This window comes from Corynebacterium sp. MSK195 (assembly GCF_030228885.1).
Taxonomy (GTDB): Bacteria; Actinomycetota; Actinomycetes; order Mycobacteriales; family Mycobacteriaceae; genus Corynebacterium.
In genome coordinates this window covers 85,213-101,780 of the sequence record NZ_JASPGT010000007.1, presented here as the reverse complement: position 1 = coordinate 101,780, position 16,568 = coordinate 85,213, and the positions used below count along the sequence as shown (strand labels likewise).

15 protein-coding genes are annotated in these 16,568 nt (G+C 58.9%); 9 read left to right on the top strand and 6 right to left on the bottom strand.

Going from position 1 to position 16,568, the window contains the following annotated elements:
- Nucleotides 1-5: 5 nt before the first annotated feature.
- From QP909_RS08355 to QP909_RS08330, 6 genes are all read left to right on the top strand, one after another.
- The gene (locus QP909_RS08355) at nucleotides 6-866 is read left to right on the top strand and encodes a fumarylacetoacetate hydrolase family protein (RefSeq protein WP_284766896.1); all 861 of its coding nucleotides are present in this window, start codon (nucleotides 6-8) and stop codon (nucleotides 864-866) included.
- 76 nt (nucleotides 867-942) lie between these two features.
- Nucleotides 943-1,830, top strand: a complete 888-nt coding sequence (gene ppk2, locus QP909_RS08350) for a polyphosphate kinase 2 (RefSeq protein ID WP_284766895.1) — start codon at nucleotides 943-945, stop codon at nucleotides 1,828-1,830.
- Nucleotides 1,831-1,859: 29 nt separating this feature from the next.
- Nucleotides 1,860-3,038 (top strand): sensor histidine kinase, encoded by a 1,179-nt coding sequence (locus QP909_RS08345; protein ID WP_284766894.1) that lies wholly within the window; start codon nucleotides 1,860-1,862, stop codon nucleotides 3,036-3,038.
- A complete protein-coding gene (locus QP909_RS08340; RefSeq protein ID WP_284766893.1) occupies nucleotides 3,031-3,690 on the top strand; it encodes a response regulator transcription factor in 660 nt (219 codons plus the stop codon). The genes QP909_RS08345 and QP909_RS08340 overlap by 8 nt, the downstream gene beginning before the upstream one ends.
- 86 nt (nucleotides 3,691-3,776) lie before the next feature.
- A complete protein-coding gene (locus QP909_RS08335; protein WP_284766892.1) occupies nucleotides 3,777-4,490 on the top strand; it encodes an ATP-binding cassette domain-containing protein in 714 nt (237 codons plus the stop codon).
- Nucleotides 4,491-4,572: 82 nt separating this feature from the next.
- The gene (locus QP909_RS08330) at nucleotides 4,573-5,973 is read left to right on the top strand and encodes an ABC-2 family transporter permease (RefSeq protein WP_284766891.1); all 1,401 of its coding nucleotides are present in this window, start codon (nucleotides 4,573-4,575) and stop codon (nucleotides 5,971-5,973) included.
- Between the two features lie 135 nt (nucleotides 5,974-6,108).
- Here QP909_RS08330 and QP909_RS08325 read toward each other — a convergent pair whose 3' ends face one another.
- The gene (locus tag QP909_RS08325; RefSeq protein ID WP_371744497.1) at nucleotides 6,109-7,563 is read right to left on the bottom strand and encodes a glyceraldehyde-3-phosphate dehydrogenase; all 1,455 of its coding nucleotides are present in this window, start codon (nucleotides 7,561-7,563) and stop codon (nucleotides 6,109-6,111) included.
- A gap of 64 nt (nucleotides 7,564-7,627) precedes the next feature.
- On the bottom strand, nucleotides 7,628-8,611 hold the full coding sequence (locus tag QP909_RS08320) for a nitronate monooxygenase (RefSeq protein WP_284766889.1): 984 nt from the start codon (nucleotides 8,609-8,611) through the stop codon (nucleotides 7,628-7,630).
- Between the two features lie 35 nt (nucleotides 8,612-8,646).
- Between QP909_RS08320 and pth the strand changes: the two genes are divergently transcribed.
- Nucleotides 8,647-9,294: an aminoacyl-tRNA hydrolase gene (pth, locus tag QP909_RS08315; protein WP_284766888.1), complete on the top strand. Its 648-nt coding sequence runs from the start codon at nucleotides 8,647-8,649 to the stop codon at nucleotides 9,292-9,294.
- On the opposite strand, the gene QP909_RS08310 is transcribed toward pth, so the two are convergent.
- Together QP909_RS08310 and QP909_RS08305 are read right to left on the bottom strand one after the other, a co-directional pair.
- Nucleotides 9,291-9,983 carry a potassium channel family protein gene (locus tag QP909_RS08310; protein ID WP_005329053.1) on the bottom strand — a complete coding sequence of 231 codons (693 nt, stop codon included), beginning with the start codon at nucleotides 9,981-9,983 and terminating at the stop codon, nucleotides 9,291-9,293. The genes pth and QP909_RS08310 overlap by 4 nt on opposite strands.
- A complete protein-coding gene (locus tag QP909_RS08305) occupies nucleotides 9,976-11,328 on the bottom strand; it encodes a TrkH family potassium uptake protein (RefSeq protein ID WP_284766887.1) in 1,353 nt (450 codons plus the stop codon). Before QP909_RS08305 ends, QP909_RS08310 begins: the two co-directional genes overlap by 8 nt.
- A gap of 80 nt (nucleotides 11,329-11,408) precedes the next feature.
- On the opposite strand from QP909_RS08305, the gene QP909_RS08300 reads away from it, so the two are divergent.
- Together QP909_RS08300 and QP909_RS08295 are read left to right on the top strand one after the other, a co-directional pair.
- The gene (locus tag QP909_RS08300) at nucleotides 11,409-12,245 is read left to right on the top strand and encodes an SDR family NAD(P)-dependent oxidoreductase (RefSeq protein WP_284766885.1); all 837 of its coding nucleotides are present in this window, start codon (nucleotides 11,409-11,411) and stop codon (nucleotides 12,243-12,245) included.
- Nucleotides 12,246-12,269: 24 nt separating this feature from the next.
- A complete protein-coding gene (locus QP909_RS08295) occupies nucleotides 12,270-13,904 on the top strand; it encodes a peptide chain release factor 3 (RefSeq protein WP_284766884.1) in 1,635 nt (544 codons plus the stop codon).
- Between the two features lie 72 nt (nucleotides 13,905-13,976).
- On the opposite strand, the gene QP909_RS08290 is transcribed toward QP909_RS08295, so the two are convergent.
- Both QP909_RS08290 and QP909_RS08285 read right to left on the bottom strand, forming a co-directional pair.
- On the bottom strand, nucleotides 13,977-15,542 hold the full coding sequence (locus QP909_RS08290) for an aspartate-alanine antiporter-like transporter (protein ID WP_284766883.1): 1,566 nt from the start codon (nucleotides 15,540-15,542) through the stop codon (nucleotides 13,977-13,979).
- A 152-nt stretch (nucleotides 15,543-15,694) separates the two neighbouring features.
- Complete coding sequence (locus tag QP909_RS08285) at nucleotides 15,695-16,564, bottom strand: patatin-like phospholipase family protein (RefSeq protein WP_284766882.1); 870 nt, start codon at nucleotides 16,562-16,564, stop codon at nucleotides 15,695-15,697.
- Between the last annotated feature and the right edge of the window lie 4 nt (nucleotides 16,565-16,568).

The window sequence follows — 16,568 nt, the reverse complement described above, 5'->3', positions numbered from 1 at the left end:
TCGCCATGAAATTGGCTACCCTACGCACTGGCTTTGGCACTTCCGCTATCCGCATCGACGGCGATAACGTGGGCGTTGAGTTGGATTATGAGGACGTGGGCCAGCTGCTGCGCAGCGAGGATTGGCGCAAGGCCGCCCAGCTTTCCGGCGAGCCTGTGGTCTTCGACCACGCCGACTTGGAAGCCGTCGTACCAACTCCCGGCAAAGTCATCTGCGTGGGACTCAATTACGCCAAGCACATCCGCGAGATGGGACGCGAGTTCCCCGAACATCCCACCTTGTTCATCAAGTTCGCCGATGCCCTCACCGGCCCCTATGATGATGTCTTCATTCCCGAATATGGCACACAGAAGCTGGATTATGAAGGTGAATTGGCGGTCATCATCGGCGAGCGCGCCCACCGCGTCAACCGCGACGAGGCCCTAGATTATGTGGCCGGCTACGCCATCATGAATGACTACACGCTGCGTGACTTCCAGCGCCAAACTAGCCAGTTCCATGCCGGTAAATCCTTTTATCGCACCGCCGGCTTCGGCCCTTGGCTTACCACCGCGGATGAGTGGTCACCGGGGTCCGAAGCTGTCCTCACCACGACCGTAGACGGTGAGGAAAGGCAGCGCGATAATACCGATGACCTCATCTTTTCCGTAGCTGAGCTCATCGAATTCTGCTCACAGCTCTATCCGCTCAATCCGGGCGACGTCATCGTTACCGGCACGCCGGAGGGCGTGGGCTTTGCCCGCACCCCGCAGCAATTTATCGAGGACGGTCAGAACGTCACCATCGCCATCGAAGGCTTGGGACATATTTCCAATACCACCCGCTATGGCGAGCCCGGCTGCGGCCCCGGCTGTACTTGTTCCTAAGCTGTGCCGAGGTTCTCACTCCAACGTGGGCGGTAGCGTTTTCATCCCAGCCGCTTGTACCGGTTAAGCTGGATTAATGAGCACAAAAAGCAGTAAAGCCCCTAAGAAACTCAACAAGAAGGCCTACGAAAAGGAGCTCGAGCGCCTCCAAGCAGAGCTCGTGGACATGCAGCAGTGGGTCGTTGAAACCGGCGCCCGCGTAGTCATCATCATGGAGGGCCGCGACGCCGCCGGCAAGGGCTCCGCGATCAAGCGCATCACCCAGTACCTCAACCCGCGCACCTGCCGCATCGAGGCGCTGCCCGCTCCCAACTCTCGCGAACAGGGCCAGTGGTACTTCCAGCGCTACGTGGAAAAGCTTCCCACCAAGGGCGAAATCGTCATCTTTGACCGCTCCTGGTACAACCGCGCCGGTGTCGAGCGCGTCATGGGCTTTTGCACCGATCAGGAATACGTCCGCTTCCTGCACCAAGCACCCACCTTTGAGCAGATGTTGGTCGAAGACGGCATCATGCTGCGCAAGTACTGGTTCTCCGTCTCCGATGAAGAGCAGATTAAGCGCTTTGAATCCCGCCGCAACGATCCGCTGCGCCGTTGGAAGCTCTCCCCTATGGATCTGCAGTCCATTACCCGCTGGGAGGACTACTCACGTGCCAAGGATGCGATGTTCATCCACACCGATACCCCAACCGCGCCGTGGTACACCGTGGAATCAGAAGACAAGAAGCGCTCCCGCATTAACGTCATTTCGCACCTTCTGAGCACCATTCCGTACGAGAAGCTCGAGCACGAGATGCCGGAAATTCCGCAGCGCCCGGATTCCGATGGCAAAACCTATGAACGCCCTGCCCGCGAAGAGTTCCGCTACGTTCCGGACGTCGCTGCAAAGCTTGAGCGCAAGTCCGAACAGAAGACAGCGAAGAAGACGTCCAAGAAGGGCAAGAAGAAGGATAAGAAGAAGTAGCAGTCAGGGCTGTATTACTATCTTCTTTTATGAGCACTGACACCGCCGCGCGAGCGCGCTTAGGGGATAAAATCCTCACCGCGGTGGCGGTGCTCATTGCGCTGTTTTATGTGATTTCTGCCGCGAAGAATCCCAGCATAATTGAGATTATTCAGGCAGGTCTATCGTTGCTATTCCTGCCATTTATGTGGGTCTGGCGGAGCCGTCCCGTGCTCAGTGCCACGGGCTTTATTGTGCTGCTCGCGGCATGGGCCGTGGCTTGGATGAGCCAGCTGCCCACCAATCTAGGGCTTACCCCTTGGGCCCTGACTGCACCCATGGCGGTGTATGCCACCTCCCGCTATGTCACGCGCCGCGTTATTCCCCGCACGGTACTGGCGCTGGCGATTCTTGGCTCCTTCATCTCGCCCGTCATGTGGCGCATTGATCCGGAGTCTTTCCTGCTGCACTACCAGCTAGACCGCCGCTTCCTGGCCATGCTGGTGGTGCACTGGGCAGTTTTGGGCAGCACCTATTTCATAGCCGCGCGCTACTTTGACTTGGCGCGCCAGCAGGAGCGGCTGGCCCAGGAGCGTTTCCACCAAGCCCAAGAAGAAGAGCGCCTGCTCATTGCTAGGGAATTGCACGATGTACTCGCTCATTCTCTTACTTTGATCAAAGTTCAGGCGAATGCCGGGATCATTGCCGGGCGTGTAGATAGTGAGGCTGCCCAGGATGCTCTTGCCACTATTCGTGAGGGCGCGGATTCTGCATTGGAAGAGGTTCGCGGCATTGTCACGGCACTGCGGAGTACCGGTCCTTCCGCGCTCAAGCCGACAGAGCAGCTTGAGCACATCGAGGGCATTATCGATGGTTTCCGCGCGGCGGGCCTAGAAATTACAGCGGGCTTACCGGAGACCTATGAGGCGCCTGCACTTACGCAATTGGCCTTGGTACGTATCATTTCTGAAGGCCTGACCAATGCTCTGCGCCACCAAGGCCCCGGCACGCACATCGAAGTAGAGCTCGCGCTTGTCGACGCCGCCCGGATCACCCTAACCTCTACCAATCCCTCCCCGACTCCCAGCGAAGTTACTGGCAGCGGAGTTGGTCTCATTGGCGTCGAAGAGCGCGCCCACGCGTTGGGTGGAAGACTAGAGCGCTCGGGTGATGCAAAAAAGTTCATCCTGCGTGCCGAACTACCCTTGTGGAAGGAAAGCCGTGTCTAAGATTCGTGTCCTGCTTGCCGATGACCAAGCGATGCTAGTTGCCGCATTGTCTACCATCCTTAACGCTCAGGATGATATTGAGGTCGTGGCCACCGCCACTACTGGCTCAGAGGCCGTCACCGCAGCGTTGAGCCACCGCACTGACGTAGCCATCCTGGATATCCGAATGCCCGGCATGGATGGCATCGCTGCGGCCCAAGCGATCCTTTCCCGCGTCCCCGAGTGCCGAATCATCATGCTCACCACGTTTAATGAAGACGATTTGGTGGCTCAATCTATCGCCGCTGGCGCACATGGATTTCTGCTCAAAGATGCCGATCCGGAGGTGCTGGCGGAGGCTGTCCGGGACGTCGCCAAGGGCGCATCGGTACTGGCTGCTCAGGTAACTGGACCGGTCCTGGAGACCTACCGCACCGCCCTTACCCGTGGACAATTGAGCGCGCAGGAACGCCAAGGGCTTAGCCTGGTTACCCGGCGCGAAATGGAGGTACTTTCGCTCATCGCCCGAGGGGCCACGAATTCTGAAATCGCCGCCGAGATGGTCATTGCGGAAACGACGGTAAAGACGCACGTCTCTTCACTCATGTCTAAGCTTGCGGCGCGCGACCGCGTGGCGCTGGTGCTGTTCGCCCAGCGCGCTGAAATTGCCTAGTCTCCTACGACGGTAGGAGACATTCACTGCGAAGTCCGTCTTGTAGGCGGAAGATTTTCGCGCCCCGGCACGCGAGACTTCACAGTATGAATTATGAAATCTCCTTTGAGCGCGTCTCGAAGTCTTTTGGCTCCCACACAGTTTTGCGGGACGTAGATTTTCGCATCACCCCTGGTCGCGTCCATGCTCTTTTAGGGCGTAACGGTGCCGGTAAATCTACGCTCTTTTCCATCTTTTTAGGCCTGCTTACCGCCGATTCCGGGACTATTCGCGTGGCTGGTGCGCCCTGGTCACGCGGGGTTCTCGACCACGTGGGGGCTTCCGTCAACGGTCCAGCTTTTTATGGGCACCTTTCTGCAGCAGCCAATCTTCGCGTCCATACGCGGTTGCTTGGTCTACCAGAATCCGAGATAGAGCGAGTGCTTGCCATCGTGGGCCTCAACGGGGCTGGGAAGAAAAAGGCTAAGTCATTTTCTACTGGTATGAAGGCACGGCTCGCCCTAGCCCAAGCACTGCTTGGCGATCCCGAAATCCTCGTTCTCGATGAACCACAAAATGGCCTTGATCCGCAGGGCATCGTAGAGCTTCGTGAGCTCCTGCAGAACCTGGCTGGCGCCGGTCATACCGTCATCGTCAGCTCCCATCAGCTTGGCGAGATTGTCCACTTAGCCCAAGACATCACCATCCTTGCCGAGGGCACCATTCGCTATTCTGGTTCGCTTAAGAATTTGGCTCCCAGTGGTCAGCTAGAAGCCGAGTTTTTCCGCTTGACCTCCCCGGATGGTGAGGCTCATGTTTAATCGCTACCTTTCCGCCGAAGTCCTTCGCAGCCGCGGGAGCGCGCTGCAATGGCTCCCTCTACTGGCCGTACCATTAGTGGTAATGACAGCGTTGTTTTCCGCGCTTGCTTCTCCCACGCAGGACGCCACCGGCGTATTGGGATGGCAGTCCATGTTCATCACGGGCATGTATGCACCTCTCATTGCGCTTTTTGCCGCCATTCCCGAGCGTCGAGAAGCCCGTACGCGCGGCGGCGGTACCCTGTGGCGCCGGATCAACGCCCACTATGAACAGACCTCGCGCTTTCTTGTCATAATTTCTAGCCTGGCGATCTTCCATGTCCTCAATTTCGGACTTTCTTGGGCAATCGTGGCTCTTCAGGGCCGTGCCAACCATCAGCTATTAGTAGTGGCTGGGCTCTTTTCCTTCCTAGGGGCTATAGGGATCGCCGGGCTCGCTGCAGGGTGTGCGCGCCGCTGCGGCCTCGTCGCCGCGTTGGCTGGAAGCATTGTCTGGCAAGGAATTGGAATTCTACCGAGCACTGTCGAGGGCAACGCGTGGTGGGCGTTCCCACCTGCGTGGCCGATGAGGTTATTGCTTCCTGCCCTGCGGATTCATCAGAACTCTGTTCCTCTCGATCCAGGTGATCCGCTACTGCAAGAAGGTCCACTGCCCGCCGCACTACTATGCCTAGTTCTTGCGGCTGTAGGTACGTGCGCGGCAATCTTTACTCCTCGCCGCATACGACCTCTTAGGTTGCGTCTGCGCCAGGGCGGTACCGCTGAAGGTGCGGCCGCAATCACCACTGGTGGGGTGTGGATCCCTACTGCTACACCGAGAGCTGCCGCTCGGTCCACACTATCTGGCGCGCTGATCGGGCTGCACCGTGCGGCGTTGAGCCCCTTGCTGATCGGGTGTCTAGTGCTGAGCATCGTGGCTTTAGCCGTCATTGCCCTCACCTACCCTGCCGATTATGTCCACGGCTTCTTCGTCTTTGCGCTCCTGCCTGTGGGCGCGGGAGTCCTCCCTTGCCTAGTGTGGCCACTGCTAGAGGCGGCGTGGCCGCTAAGCTACAGCGAATCACGTCATAGCCCTAACGCCCTTCTCATCTGGATCTTTGGGGCAATAGTACTCGTGTGCACGGCTGCATCGCTCGCTTCAATCAGCGCCGGTTCTTCTGCTCCTGCTGTCTTGGGACGACTGCCGCTGGCCGTAGGTGTGGGTTTCAGTATTGCGGTGATTTCCCTGTGCATCGTAGTGCGCTTCAGGATTATAAGTGCACTCGCCGTCACCATAATGGGCACCATTGTTTCCGTAACTCTCGGCGGTGATGTCCTCGCCAAGACTTACCTGTGGCTAGTTGCCTTTTCGGCGTGGCCAATAAATGCCGATACTCCTGCACGCTACGCTGTCGCAGCATTCTTAACACTGCTTATCGCCGCTGCTGGTTCATGGACGGCGAAACGACTGCTGCGGACAAAGGCACTGCAGCCAACGGATTAACCACATAAAGCGGCCACGTTTCAACGCCATTGGCGTGCTTCCAGGCCGATAGCGTGGCTGCTTTTCGGGGTTGGGTGATTGGAGCAGGGAAAACGGCAAAAGCCCGCGGAAACCGCGGGCCAGAGCTTTATGAGCTTAAAGCTCAGACGGAGATACGCGCTTCGGCAGAACAACCGGGCGGGTGTGCGCCAGCTCTTCTACGATGCGTACTACCTGGTTGGAGTAACCATACTCGTTGTCGTACCACACGTAGAGCACCAGGTGCTTGCCGGAGGCGATGGTAGCAACGCCGTCGACAATGCCGGCGTGGGTATTGCCGATGAAGTCAGAGGAAACAACCTCTGGGGAGGCAATATAGGAAATCTGCTGGCGCAGGTCCGAGTGCAGGGAAACGTTGCGGAGGAAGTCGTTGACCTCATCGCGCTCTACTTCCTTGGACAGCTCGAGGTTGAGCACGGCCATGGACACGTCCGGGGTAGGAACGCGGATGGCGTTGCCGGTGAGCTTGCCCTCAAATTCCGGCAGAGCCTTAGCCACAGCCTTGGCTGCGCCGGTAGCGGTAAGCACCATGTTCAGGCCTGCAGCGCGGCCGCGACGATCGCCCTTGTGGTAGTTATCGATGAGGTTCTGGTCATTGGTGAATGAGTGCGCGGTCTCCACGTGGCCGTGGTTTACACCGTAGCGGTCATTGATGACCTTGAGAACAGGGGTAATGCCGTTGGTGGTGCAGGATGCAGCGGAGAGAATCTGATCCTCATCGCTGATGTTGTCGTTATTGATGCCGTAGACGATGTTCTTGATATCGCCCTTGCCCGGTGCGGTCAGCAGCACGCGGGAGATGCCCTTGGCCTTGAGGTGCTGAGACAGACCCTCGCGGTCGCGCCATGCGCCAGTGTTGTCCACCAAGATGGCGTTATTGATGCCATAGGAGGTGTAATCGATCTCGGCGGGATCATTGGCATAGATCATCTGGATCTTGGTGCCGTTAGCCCAGATAACCTCGTTTTCCTCGTCGACAGAGATGGTGCCGTTGAAAGCACCGTGAACGGAATCGCGGCGCAGCAAGGAAGCGCGCTTGAGGATGTCACCATCGCCCTTCTTGCGCAGGACAATGCCGCGCAGGCGGACGCCACCGTATGCTGCCTCGCGGGCGACGAGCAGACGTGCCAGCAGACGTCCGATGCGGCCGAAGCCGTAAAGGACGACGTCAGTGGTCTCTAGGTCAACGCCAGCACCGACGATCTCGCACAGCTCGCCTTCCAAGTACATGCGGAGGTTTTCCTCGTTGGATTCTTCCCACCCCAGGACCAAGCGGCCGAGGTCCACACTAGCGGCACCCAGATTCATGTCTGCCAATTCCACCAAGATAGGCAGGGTCTCCGCCGTGGACAGGTGGCGCTGCGCAATGCGGCGGCCGTAGCGATGAGACTTGATGATGTCGATATCGGTCTGTCCCACCAGTGGGCGGCCGAAGATGGTGGTGACGACGTTATTGTTGCGGTGCAGCTGGTGGATGAGCGGAATCATCTGCTGCGCCAGCTCGAGGCGCTCGTTCCAATCATCATGGCCAACATGTGCGTTCGCAGTCACGTAATTCATTCCTTTTCTGTCACGGGGGTGGCATTAAATCTTCAAACATAAATATTAGCGCTTACTAGTGTGGGTTTTGGCATAGATCGTTCAGGATGTTGGCCACAGTACCCCCGTTAATTTTTGCCACGTCGGTACCTACGAGGCAGTAAGCTACGGCATCATCGTGCTGCGCACGGCGTTCCTTAAGCACAGGGTTCAAGAGCGGATAAACCGGTGGAAGGTTGGGGTGACTGCGGGTGTACTGAGTTTCTAGTCCACGAGCAAAGCGGCCCGAGAAAGCACGGGTAGACACGGTTTGCCCACCACGGCGCAGTAGCTGCCGGTTGTAGTCACTCGTTCCCGCCTCTTCAGTGAGCAAAAATGCGGAACCACAGGAACATGCGGCGACGCCATCCCAGGACATAGCGGTGGCTATATCGTCTGCGGTGCGCAGGCCGCCGGCGGCAATGAGGGGAACTTCTGGGGCTGCGGTATGCACGTCGGACACCAACTCTTCCAAGGCCCGGGAATCGGGAGTCGCGGCTAAGTCCCAGGTGCCGCGATGGCCACCGGCGGCGGGGCCTTGGACGCAGAGCACGTCGACGCCCCGACGTGCGGCGGCGGTTGCCTCCGCAGAAGTGGTGACGGTGGTCCAGGCCTCTGCGCCCGTGGCGTGGATTCGCTCTATCTGTTCGGGCGTAAAGGTTCCAAACATGGACCACACCACGCGGGCACCGCCGCGCAACGCTAGGTCCAGCTTCTCTGCAAAGCCAAAGGAGTAATCGGGATCAGGCAGTGGCTGGTTTTCTGCTTGCGCCAGCTCGCGTGCGGCGGCACGTTGCACCCCGGAAAGCGGTTGTTGTGGGCAAAAGAGGTTTACTCCAAACGGAATACCGGCACACTGGTCAATCTGTGTGCGGGCAGTGTCTAGGCTGGCAGAGCCCAAGCCTAGAGTGCCAAAGGAACCGGCGGCATGGGCGGCGCGCACCAGTTCCGGGGTGGTGGGACCGCCGGCCATGGGCGCGGGGATTACGCTACGGGAAAGGGAGCTTATAACCTGACTCATAGCACCCCACCTTACTGAGAGAGGAAGCTAGTGCAGTGGCACCTTTAGGAGATTTTTTCGCGCGGTTCTTTGGCTCGAAGAATAAACCCACACCAGGCCTCAATCCGGACGAGCTAGAGGCGGAGTGGCTTATTGTGGGCTTGGGCAATCCCGGCGCGAAGTATGCCGCTACCCGCCACAATGTGGGCTATATGGCCATCGATGATCTGTTAGCCGCAGGCGGAGACGTGCTGGAGCCGGTTCGTGGGATGGATGTACAGGTCGCGCCACTTAGCTGGGAGGGCAACCACGTGCTGGCCGTTCGTTCGGGCACGTTTATGAATCTTTCTGGCGATCCAGTAGCGCCGCTGGCACAGAAGCTAGGCATCGCCCCAGATCACGTCATTGTTCTCCACGATGAGCTGGACCTTCCGGCCAATAAGATCCGGATCAAGCAGGGCGGAAATGAAAACGGGCACAACGGCCTCAAGTCGCTCACCGAGCGCTTGGGCACCCGCGACTATCTGCGCGTGCGCATTGGTATTGCCCGGCCGCCAAAGGGTTCGTCCATTCCGGATTACGTATTGGGCCCCGTGGATGCGGGCGCTGGCTTTGATGACGCCATCGCCACCGCGGCCGAGGCCGCCCGCCTCATCGTGACAGACGGGCTAGGCAAGGCCCAGAACCAGATCCACTCGCGCTAGCACTGGGAAAATTTTTCTAGCGCCTTGGGGCTGCCGGCGGCGACGATGAAATCGGTGGGGGTGAGCTCGGTGGCGTCGGCAAGCGGGGCCCACTCCCCTTCCGCGCGGCGCACGGAAACCAATTGCACGCGGTGCGTGCGCCAGATGGCAGAAAGGTCGAGCGGCCGGCCCACCAAAGAGCTAGGAACGGCCATCTGGGTCACGCCATAATCGGTGGCAATCTCCGCAAAATCACGGAAACGCCCGCCCAAAAGGTAAGCCACGCGGCGGCCGGTATCACGCTCTGGCCGGATGACATGGTGGGTACCAATCTGGCTGAGAATACGCGCGTGTGCCTCCGAATCAGCCTTGGCCCAGATGTCTTTGACCCCCAACTCCACCAGATTGGACGCGGTGAGGATGGAATCTTCCAAATGGGAGCCGATGGCAACAATGACGCGCTCGACCTCCTCCACGCCCAGCTGGCGCAAGGCCTCTGGGTCGGTGGTATCGGCTGCAATGGTCTCGGTGAGGTAGGGCGCTTCTTCGCGCACGCGCTTTTCGCTGGAGTCGATGCCGAGGACCTCAACCCCATTGGCCATCAGCTCATGAGCAAGCGAGGAGCCAAATCGGCCTAATCCAATAACGACGACGGGTGGAATATCGATGCCGGCGCGGGAGCGTCCCAGCGCCTTGAGAATATTAGCCAAGGAACGGCCTTTCTTCGGGATAACTAAAACGCCGACTTACGGTTTTTGCAGCCAGCGCCGCTACCAAGGTGGTTGGGCCAACACGGCCCAGGTACATGATGAGGCAAAGCACTATCTGCGAGGGTGCAGATAGGCTGGCGGTAATTCCGGTGGACAAGCCCACCGTAGCGAATGCAGAGAGTACTTCGAAAGAGACTTGGTCACCGCTAAACTCCGGATCGAAAAAGCGCAGGGCCGCCACTCCCAGCGTGACCACCATGACTCCGGCAAAGCTCAAGGCTAGGGCCTGGCGGGTTACCGAGCGCGGAAGGCTGCGGTGCCCGATGGTCGTGGTTTCGCGCCCAGTGAACTCAGCCGCCATCGCCGCCAAGAGCACGCACGCGGTGGTGACTTTAATGCCGCCGGCGGTACCGGCAGACCCGCCGCCGATAAACATCAAAATATCGGTGCCCATCAGGGTAATGGGGTGAGCCTGCCCGTAATCGATGGCATTAAAGCCGGCCGTGCGCGGGGATGCACTGGCAAAGAAAGAGTTGAGCAGTTTTTCTCCCAGCGACATGGACGACAACAGCCCGGTCCATTCCATGCAGGCGAAAAAGACCGCACCCGCTACCAAAAGCACGGTCGTAGCAACCAAAGTCATGCGCGCGGTAATGGAGATGCGGTGGACCACGAAACGGTTGCGGCGCACGAGGCGTACCAACTCCGCCCATACCGGAAATCCCAAGCCGCCACCGATCAGCGCGGCGGCTAAGGGCAGCAGAATCCAGGCATCTGCAACAAAGGGCACCAGGTTATCGCTATTGGTGCTAAAACCCGCGTTATTGAATGCAGAAATGGCGTGAAAGATGCCTTCCCATACCGCACGCGGAAAGGAATGACCATAGCCAATCATCAACCGCGCAGCCACAATGATGGCAATGATGGTCTCTGCTGCCGCGGTAAACGCAAAGGTAAAGAGCAGCGTCTTGCGGATTCCGCCAGGAGCAATGGGGCGCCCCTCATAGGCCCCCGTCTTGCGTGCTTTGAAGCTAATCCGGCCGGTAAAAAGCAGGCCGGATAGCGAGGCCAGGGACATGATGCCCAAGCCACCCAATTGGATGAGTGCCAAGATGACCACTTGGCCGGCCGGGCTCCAAAAACTACCGGTATCCACCACGATAAGTCCGGTGAGCGATACCGCAGACGTAGCGGTAAAAAGGGCAGACAGAAATGATGCACGGGCGGTGCCGGCCTCAGCGAACGGCAGCATGAGCAAAACCGTTCCCAACAAAATGAGCAAAAGAAAGCCGGCTGCGGTTAAGCGCGCCGGTCCCCACTGCCGTATGGAAAACAGATGTTTCACGAGCGGAAGTATAGACCTGCTTGGGGTACAAGGAAACTGCTAGCGAGCACTACCCCCGCCACGAAGTTAAGATTGGAGCTATGACTTCGCCACATAGCACTGCCAAGACGATTGTGATTACGGGCGCATCGGGCGGGCTGGGCGCCGCGGCCGCACGCCAGTTGCACCGCACTCGGCCTCAGGACAATCTGGTTATCATCGGCCGCAATCCGGAGAAGACTCGCGCGGTGGCAAAGGAAGTGGGCGGCCAGTACTTCCTGGCGGACTTCGAATCCCTGGGCCAGGTACGCCGCTTGGCACAGGACTTGGAGGGCCTAGAGCACATCCACGCCCTAGGCAATAACGCTGGCGGCATTTTCGACGGCCCCTCCACCACCGCCGATGGCTTTGAGCGCACCTGGCAGGTCAACGTGGTCGCGCCCTTCCTCTTAACCTCGCTGCTACGGGACAAGCTGCGCGCGGATAACGCGAACGTGGTGCAAACAGCTTCCCTAGCCAATTTCCTTATGTCTCAATTCGACCCCAGTGATCCCAATACTCTGGATCACTTCAGCCCCGAGCGCGCCTACGGCAACGCCAAGCTGGGCGATATCCTGCTCACCCGTTATTTTGATGCCCACGGGCTTTCCGCGGTGTCCTTCCACCCTGGCGTGCTTGCCACTGACTTTTCCAAGTCTTCAACCGGCATGATGTCCAAGCTGTATTCCGGGCTGATTGGCAAGACCTTTGGCAAGCCTGCCGACGGCGGCGAAAACCTCGCCTACTATTTGACCGGCACCGAGGGAATCCACTTTGAATCCGGCGAATACTACAACGACAAGCGCAAACCTGGCCTGCAGCGCCCCATTGCGAAGAAGCTATCGGTGGCTCGCCGCGTCTTTGATGATTTGGGGCGCCGCCTCAATGTGGAGTGGTAGCGCGAAACCACTAGACTATGGCGCATGAGTTCTGTCGTTTCTGAGGCCTCGCGCCGCCGCACGTTTGCCGTTATCGCCCACCCGGATGCTGGTAAGTCCACGCTGACGGAGGCGCTGGCGCTGCACGCACACGTTATTAATGAGGCCGGCGCGGTCCACGGCAAGGGCAACCGCAAGTCCACCGTGTCCGACTGGATGGATATGGAAAAGGACCGCGGCATTTCCGTGGCGTCCTCGGCGCTGCAGTTCGAGTATGCACCGGAGGGCCACGAGGGCGATCCCTACATGATCAACCTGGTCGATACCCCGGGCCACGCGGACTTCTCGGAGGATACCTACCGCGTACTCACCGCGGTGGATGCGGCAGTCATGCTTATCGACGCCGCCAAGGGCCTCGAGCCCCAGACGCTCAAGCTCTTCCGCGTGTGCAAGGCCCGCGGCCTGCCTATCGTCACCGTCATCAATAAGTGGGACCGCGTGGGCCGCGAGCCTTTGGAGCTTGTCGACGAAATTGTCAACGAAATCCAGTTGCAGCCCACTCCCCTGTACTGGCCGGTCGGCATTGCCGGTGACTTCCGCGGTCTGGCGCATATCAACGATGACGGCGAGGCCGATGAGTATATCCACTTCATCCGCACTGCCGGTGGTTCCACTATCGCCCCGGAGGAACACTTCGATCCGGATGCCGCCGGTGAGAAGGAAGAAGACGTGTGGGAGACCGCTGTCGAGGAAGCCGAGTTACTTGCCGCCGATGGTGCCCTGCATGACCAGGAGCTTTTTGAACAGTGCGTTACCTCCCCACTCATCTTTGCCTCTGCGATGCTGAACTTTGGTGTGCACCAGATTTTGGACACTCTGTGCGCCATTGCCCCGGCTCCGCACTCGCGCGACTCCGATCCGAAGGCAGTTGAGGCTGCCACCAGCGCCATTGATGAGGTCCGCGAGGTTAGCGATGACTTCTCTGGCGTCGTCTTTAAGGTCCAGGCGGGCATGGACCAAAAGCACCGCGACAATTTGGCCTTTATGCGCGTGGTCTCCGGTGAATTCGAGCGCGGCATGCAGGTCAACCACGCCCAGTCCGGCCGCAGCTTTTCCACCAAGTACGCCCTGACCGTCTTTGGCCGCACGCGCGATACCGTGGATACCGCCTATCCAGGCGATATCGTGGGTTTGGTCAACGCAGGCTCGCTTGCCCCTGGTGACACCATCTATTCCGGCAAGAAGGTGCAATTTAAACCCATGCCACAGTTCGCGCCGGAGGCCTTCCGTATTCTGCGAGCGAAGTCGCTGGGCAAGTACAAGGCCTTCCGTAAGGGACTGGAGCAACTGGCGGCCGAAGGCGTGGTCCAGATCCTCAAGAACGAGGCGCGTGGCGATGCCTCCCCGGTCATGGCGGCGGTGGGCCCCATGCAGTTCGAGGTCATGCAGGCCCGCATGGAGTTCGAATACAACGTGGAAACTGTCACCGAGCCAATCCCCTATTCCGTGGCTCGCCGCACCGATGCCGAATCCGCCCCAGAGCTCGGCCGTCAGCGTGGCGTGGAAATCTTTACCCGCCAAGATGGCGAGCTCATCGCGCTCTTTGGCGATAAGTGGAAGCTCGCTTTCATTGAGAAGGAACACCCAGAGCTGACCATGGAAACCCTCGTGGCGGATTAGAAACCACACAGTTTCACACGGCAAACAAAATGGCCGCTTCCCGTTCTGGGAAGCGGCCTTTTCCGTTGAGTGTTAGACCATCAACATCACAGGGACAACGGCAATCTTGACCACCTGCGCCACCACAATGGTGGCGGCATAACCGGTCATGATGCGCGAGTCGGAGCTCAGCCCCGTGGCGTAGTTGACCACGGCGGGCTGAGCGAAGATGCCAGAGAGTCCGCCGGAGGTACGGGTTTCGGACTGACCCATGAAGCGATTCGCTACAGCGAATAGGACCGCAACCACCACGGTGACAATAGCGGCGAGGATCATGCACTTCAGACCCATCCAGGAGAAGGCGGTGGACAGGAATGCCTCGCCGGACGAGAGGCCCACAGAGGCCAAGAAGATGACGAGGCCCCACTGCTGGAAGGCAGTATTAATGGAGGCCGGCACCTGCCACGGAATGCGGCGGGTACGGTGCAGCGCGCCCAGGATAAGACCCGTAATCAGCGGGCCAAGCGCAAAGCCCAGCTCGAAGGAAGCGCCACCCGGCATCGGAACCACGACCTGGCCCAGCAGGTAACCCAGGAACAGGCCACCACCCAAGGCCACCCAGTTGAGCTCGGAGTAGGACTTAATTGAGTCACCGAAGTAATCCTTGATGTCGCCCAAGCGGTCAAACTTCACGATGAGCTCCAGCATATCGCCAGAAGCCAAGTGGGTTTCATTATTGGCCAAGAATTCCTCATCGCCGCGCTGCACGCGCACGATGCGACCGCCATAGCGGGAGAACAGGTTGAGCTCCTCAACGGTGCGGCCGGCGATATCTTGGTTAGAAATAGCCACGGTTTCGATGACCAGGCGCTTATCCACGAACGGAGTTTGCGGCTGGCGCTTGCCCAGCATTTGGGTCAGTTCACGAGCCTTAGCCTTGGTGACCATAACGCGCAGGATATCGCCCTTGTGCAATTCGGGGCGATCGCCGGCAACACGGACCTTATTACCGCGGCGAATTGTAGCGATAACAAAGTGATCCTTGAACTGTTCTTCCAAATCATCGTAGTTCACGTCTTTGGTAACGCGAATGGTGCGGGAGCGGAAGATCTTGGAGGCCGAATTGTCCTTATCGTGCTTGGCGGGCCAATTCTGCTTGAGCAGGAATGCCACAACCAAAATGGCCACCGCCACACCCACGGGATAGCCCAGCGAGTAGCCCACGGCGGGTAGCTCTTCACCAGTTTGTTGCTGGGCAACGGCCAGCGACGGCGTCGAGGTCGTGGCGCCGGCGAATACGCCAACGGAGGCCAAGGTATCCAACCCCAGCATGCCACCAAAGAGGAGGGCTGCGCCCGCGGCCACCACAATCGCAATGGCTGCGGTGAGCATGTGCTTCATCTGCTTGGAAAAGCCCTTGAAGAAGCGCTCACCGGCGGACAGGCCTTGCATATAAATAAAGAGTCCCAAGCCCAGCTCTTGTAGGGAGCTTAAGATGTCTTTATCTAGGTCAATAAACGAGCCGAAGGCCAAGCCCACAAACAGCGTGCCCGCCGCGCCAAAGCGCAGCGGACCGAAGGGGATCATGCCAAATAGCGTGCCGAGCAGCACTATGAAAAAGATGCTCAGCCATATATTTCCATCAAAAATTGCTAACACGCTGGAGTATTTTAGGCATTTTCCCCCAAAGTGCCACGTGAAAGGCACATTCTTTAACGACCACCAATGGCATCGCTACTGCTTAGACCCTTTTCGTCAGGGGCCACCCACCCCCAGCAGCGGCACATCTCACAGCAAACGCACATAGTGAACTAATCGAGGAGGAACTCCTTCCACCGTGGCCACTCCGTATAGGTCTGAGCTTTCCCCGCCTGATAGTTCGCCCGCAGCTTGTGTACGTTGCGTTCAGTGGAGGTCACCTGCATATCTTCCGGAAAAAATAATTGCGCTTTGCCTTGGCGCTCCAACTCCAAAAGCCGGTCTTTGGCCGCATTATAGAGGGCGGGGCGGGCTATGAGGGCGTCGGCAATAGCGGGGTACCTGCGGAAGACGCGCCGGACAAAGGCTGGGCGCGCCACCTCAGGGCGCACATACCCACGCGGCTTAGTGCCGATAAACAGAAACCTCTCGTATCCAGCCTCTTCTGCCTGCGCAATGGTAATGCCACCGGAAGAGCCCAAAGCACCGTCCACGTACGGCGCGCCGTCGATAAATCGCATCGGCATAATCAACGGCAGCGTGGAGGAAGCGCGCACACGCACAAAGAGATCCTCGGGGGTATGCACGTCCTCGCGCGTCCAGTAAACGGACTCGCCAGTATCGGCGCGCGCTGCAGCGAGCACCATATCGGCCGGATGCTCGCGGTAAGCCTGCCAATCAAAGGGCAAATCCTTGTCCGCGGCACGCTCATAGATGTACTCAGCATTGAAATACCCGCTACCACGCACCAGCGAACCCACGCCGCCGAAGCTGGGGCTTTGAGCAAAGTCCGTAAAAGACTCTTCTGCGCGCCAGGCATCGCGCGACAAGTAATTAACGGTGTGCGATGCCCCGGCGGATACCCCGCCTACCCAGCCAAAGCCCACGCCCTCTTCGATGAGCTTGACCATACAGGCAGCCGTATAGGAATTGCGCATGCCGCCGCCTTCAATAACAAGTGCGGTGTTGCTGGCGTCAATCATGGTG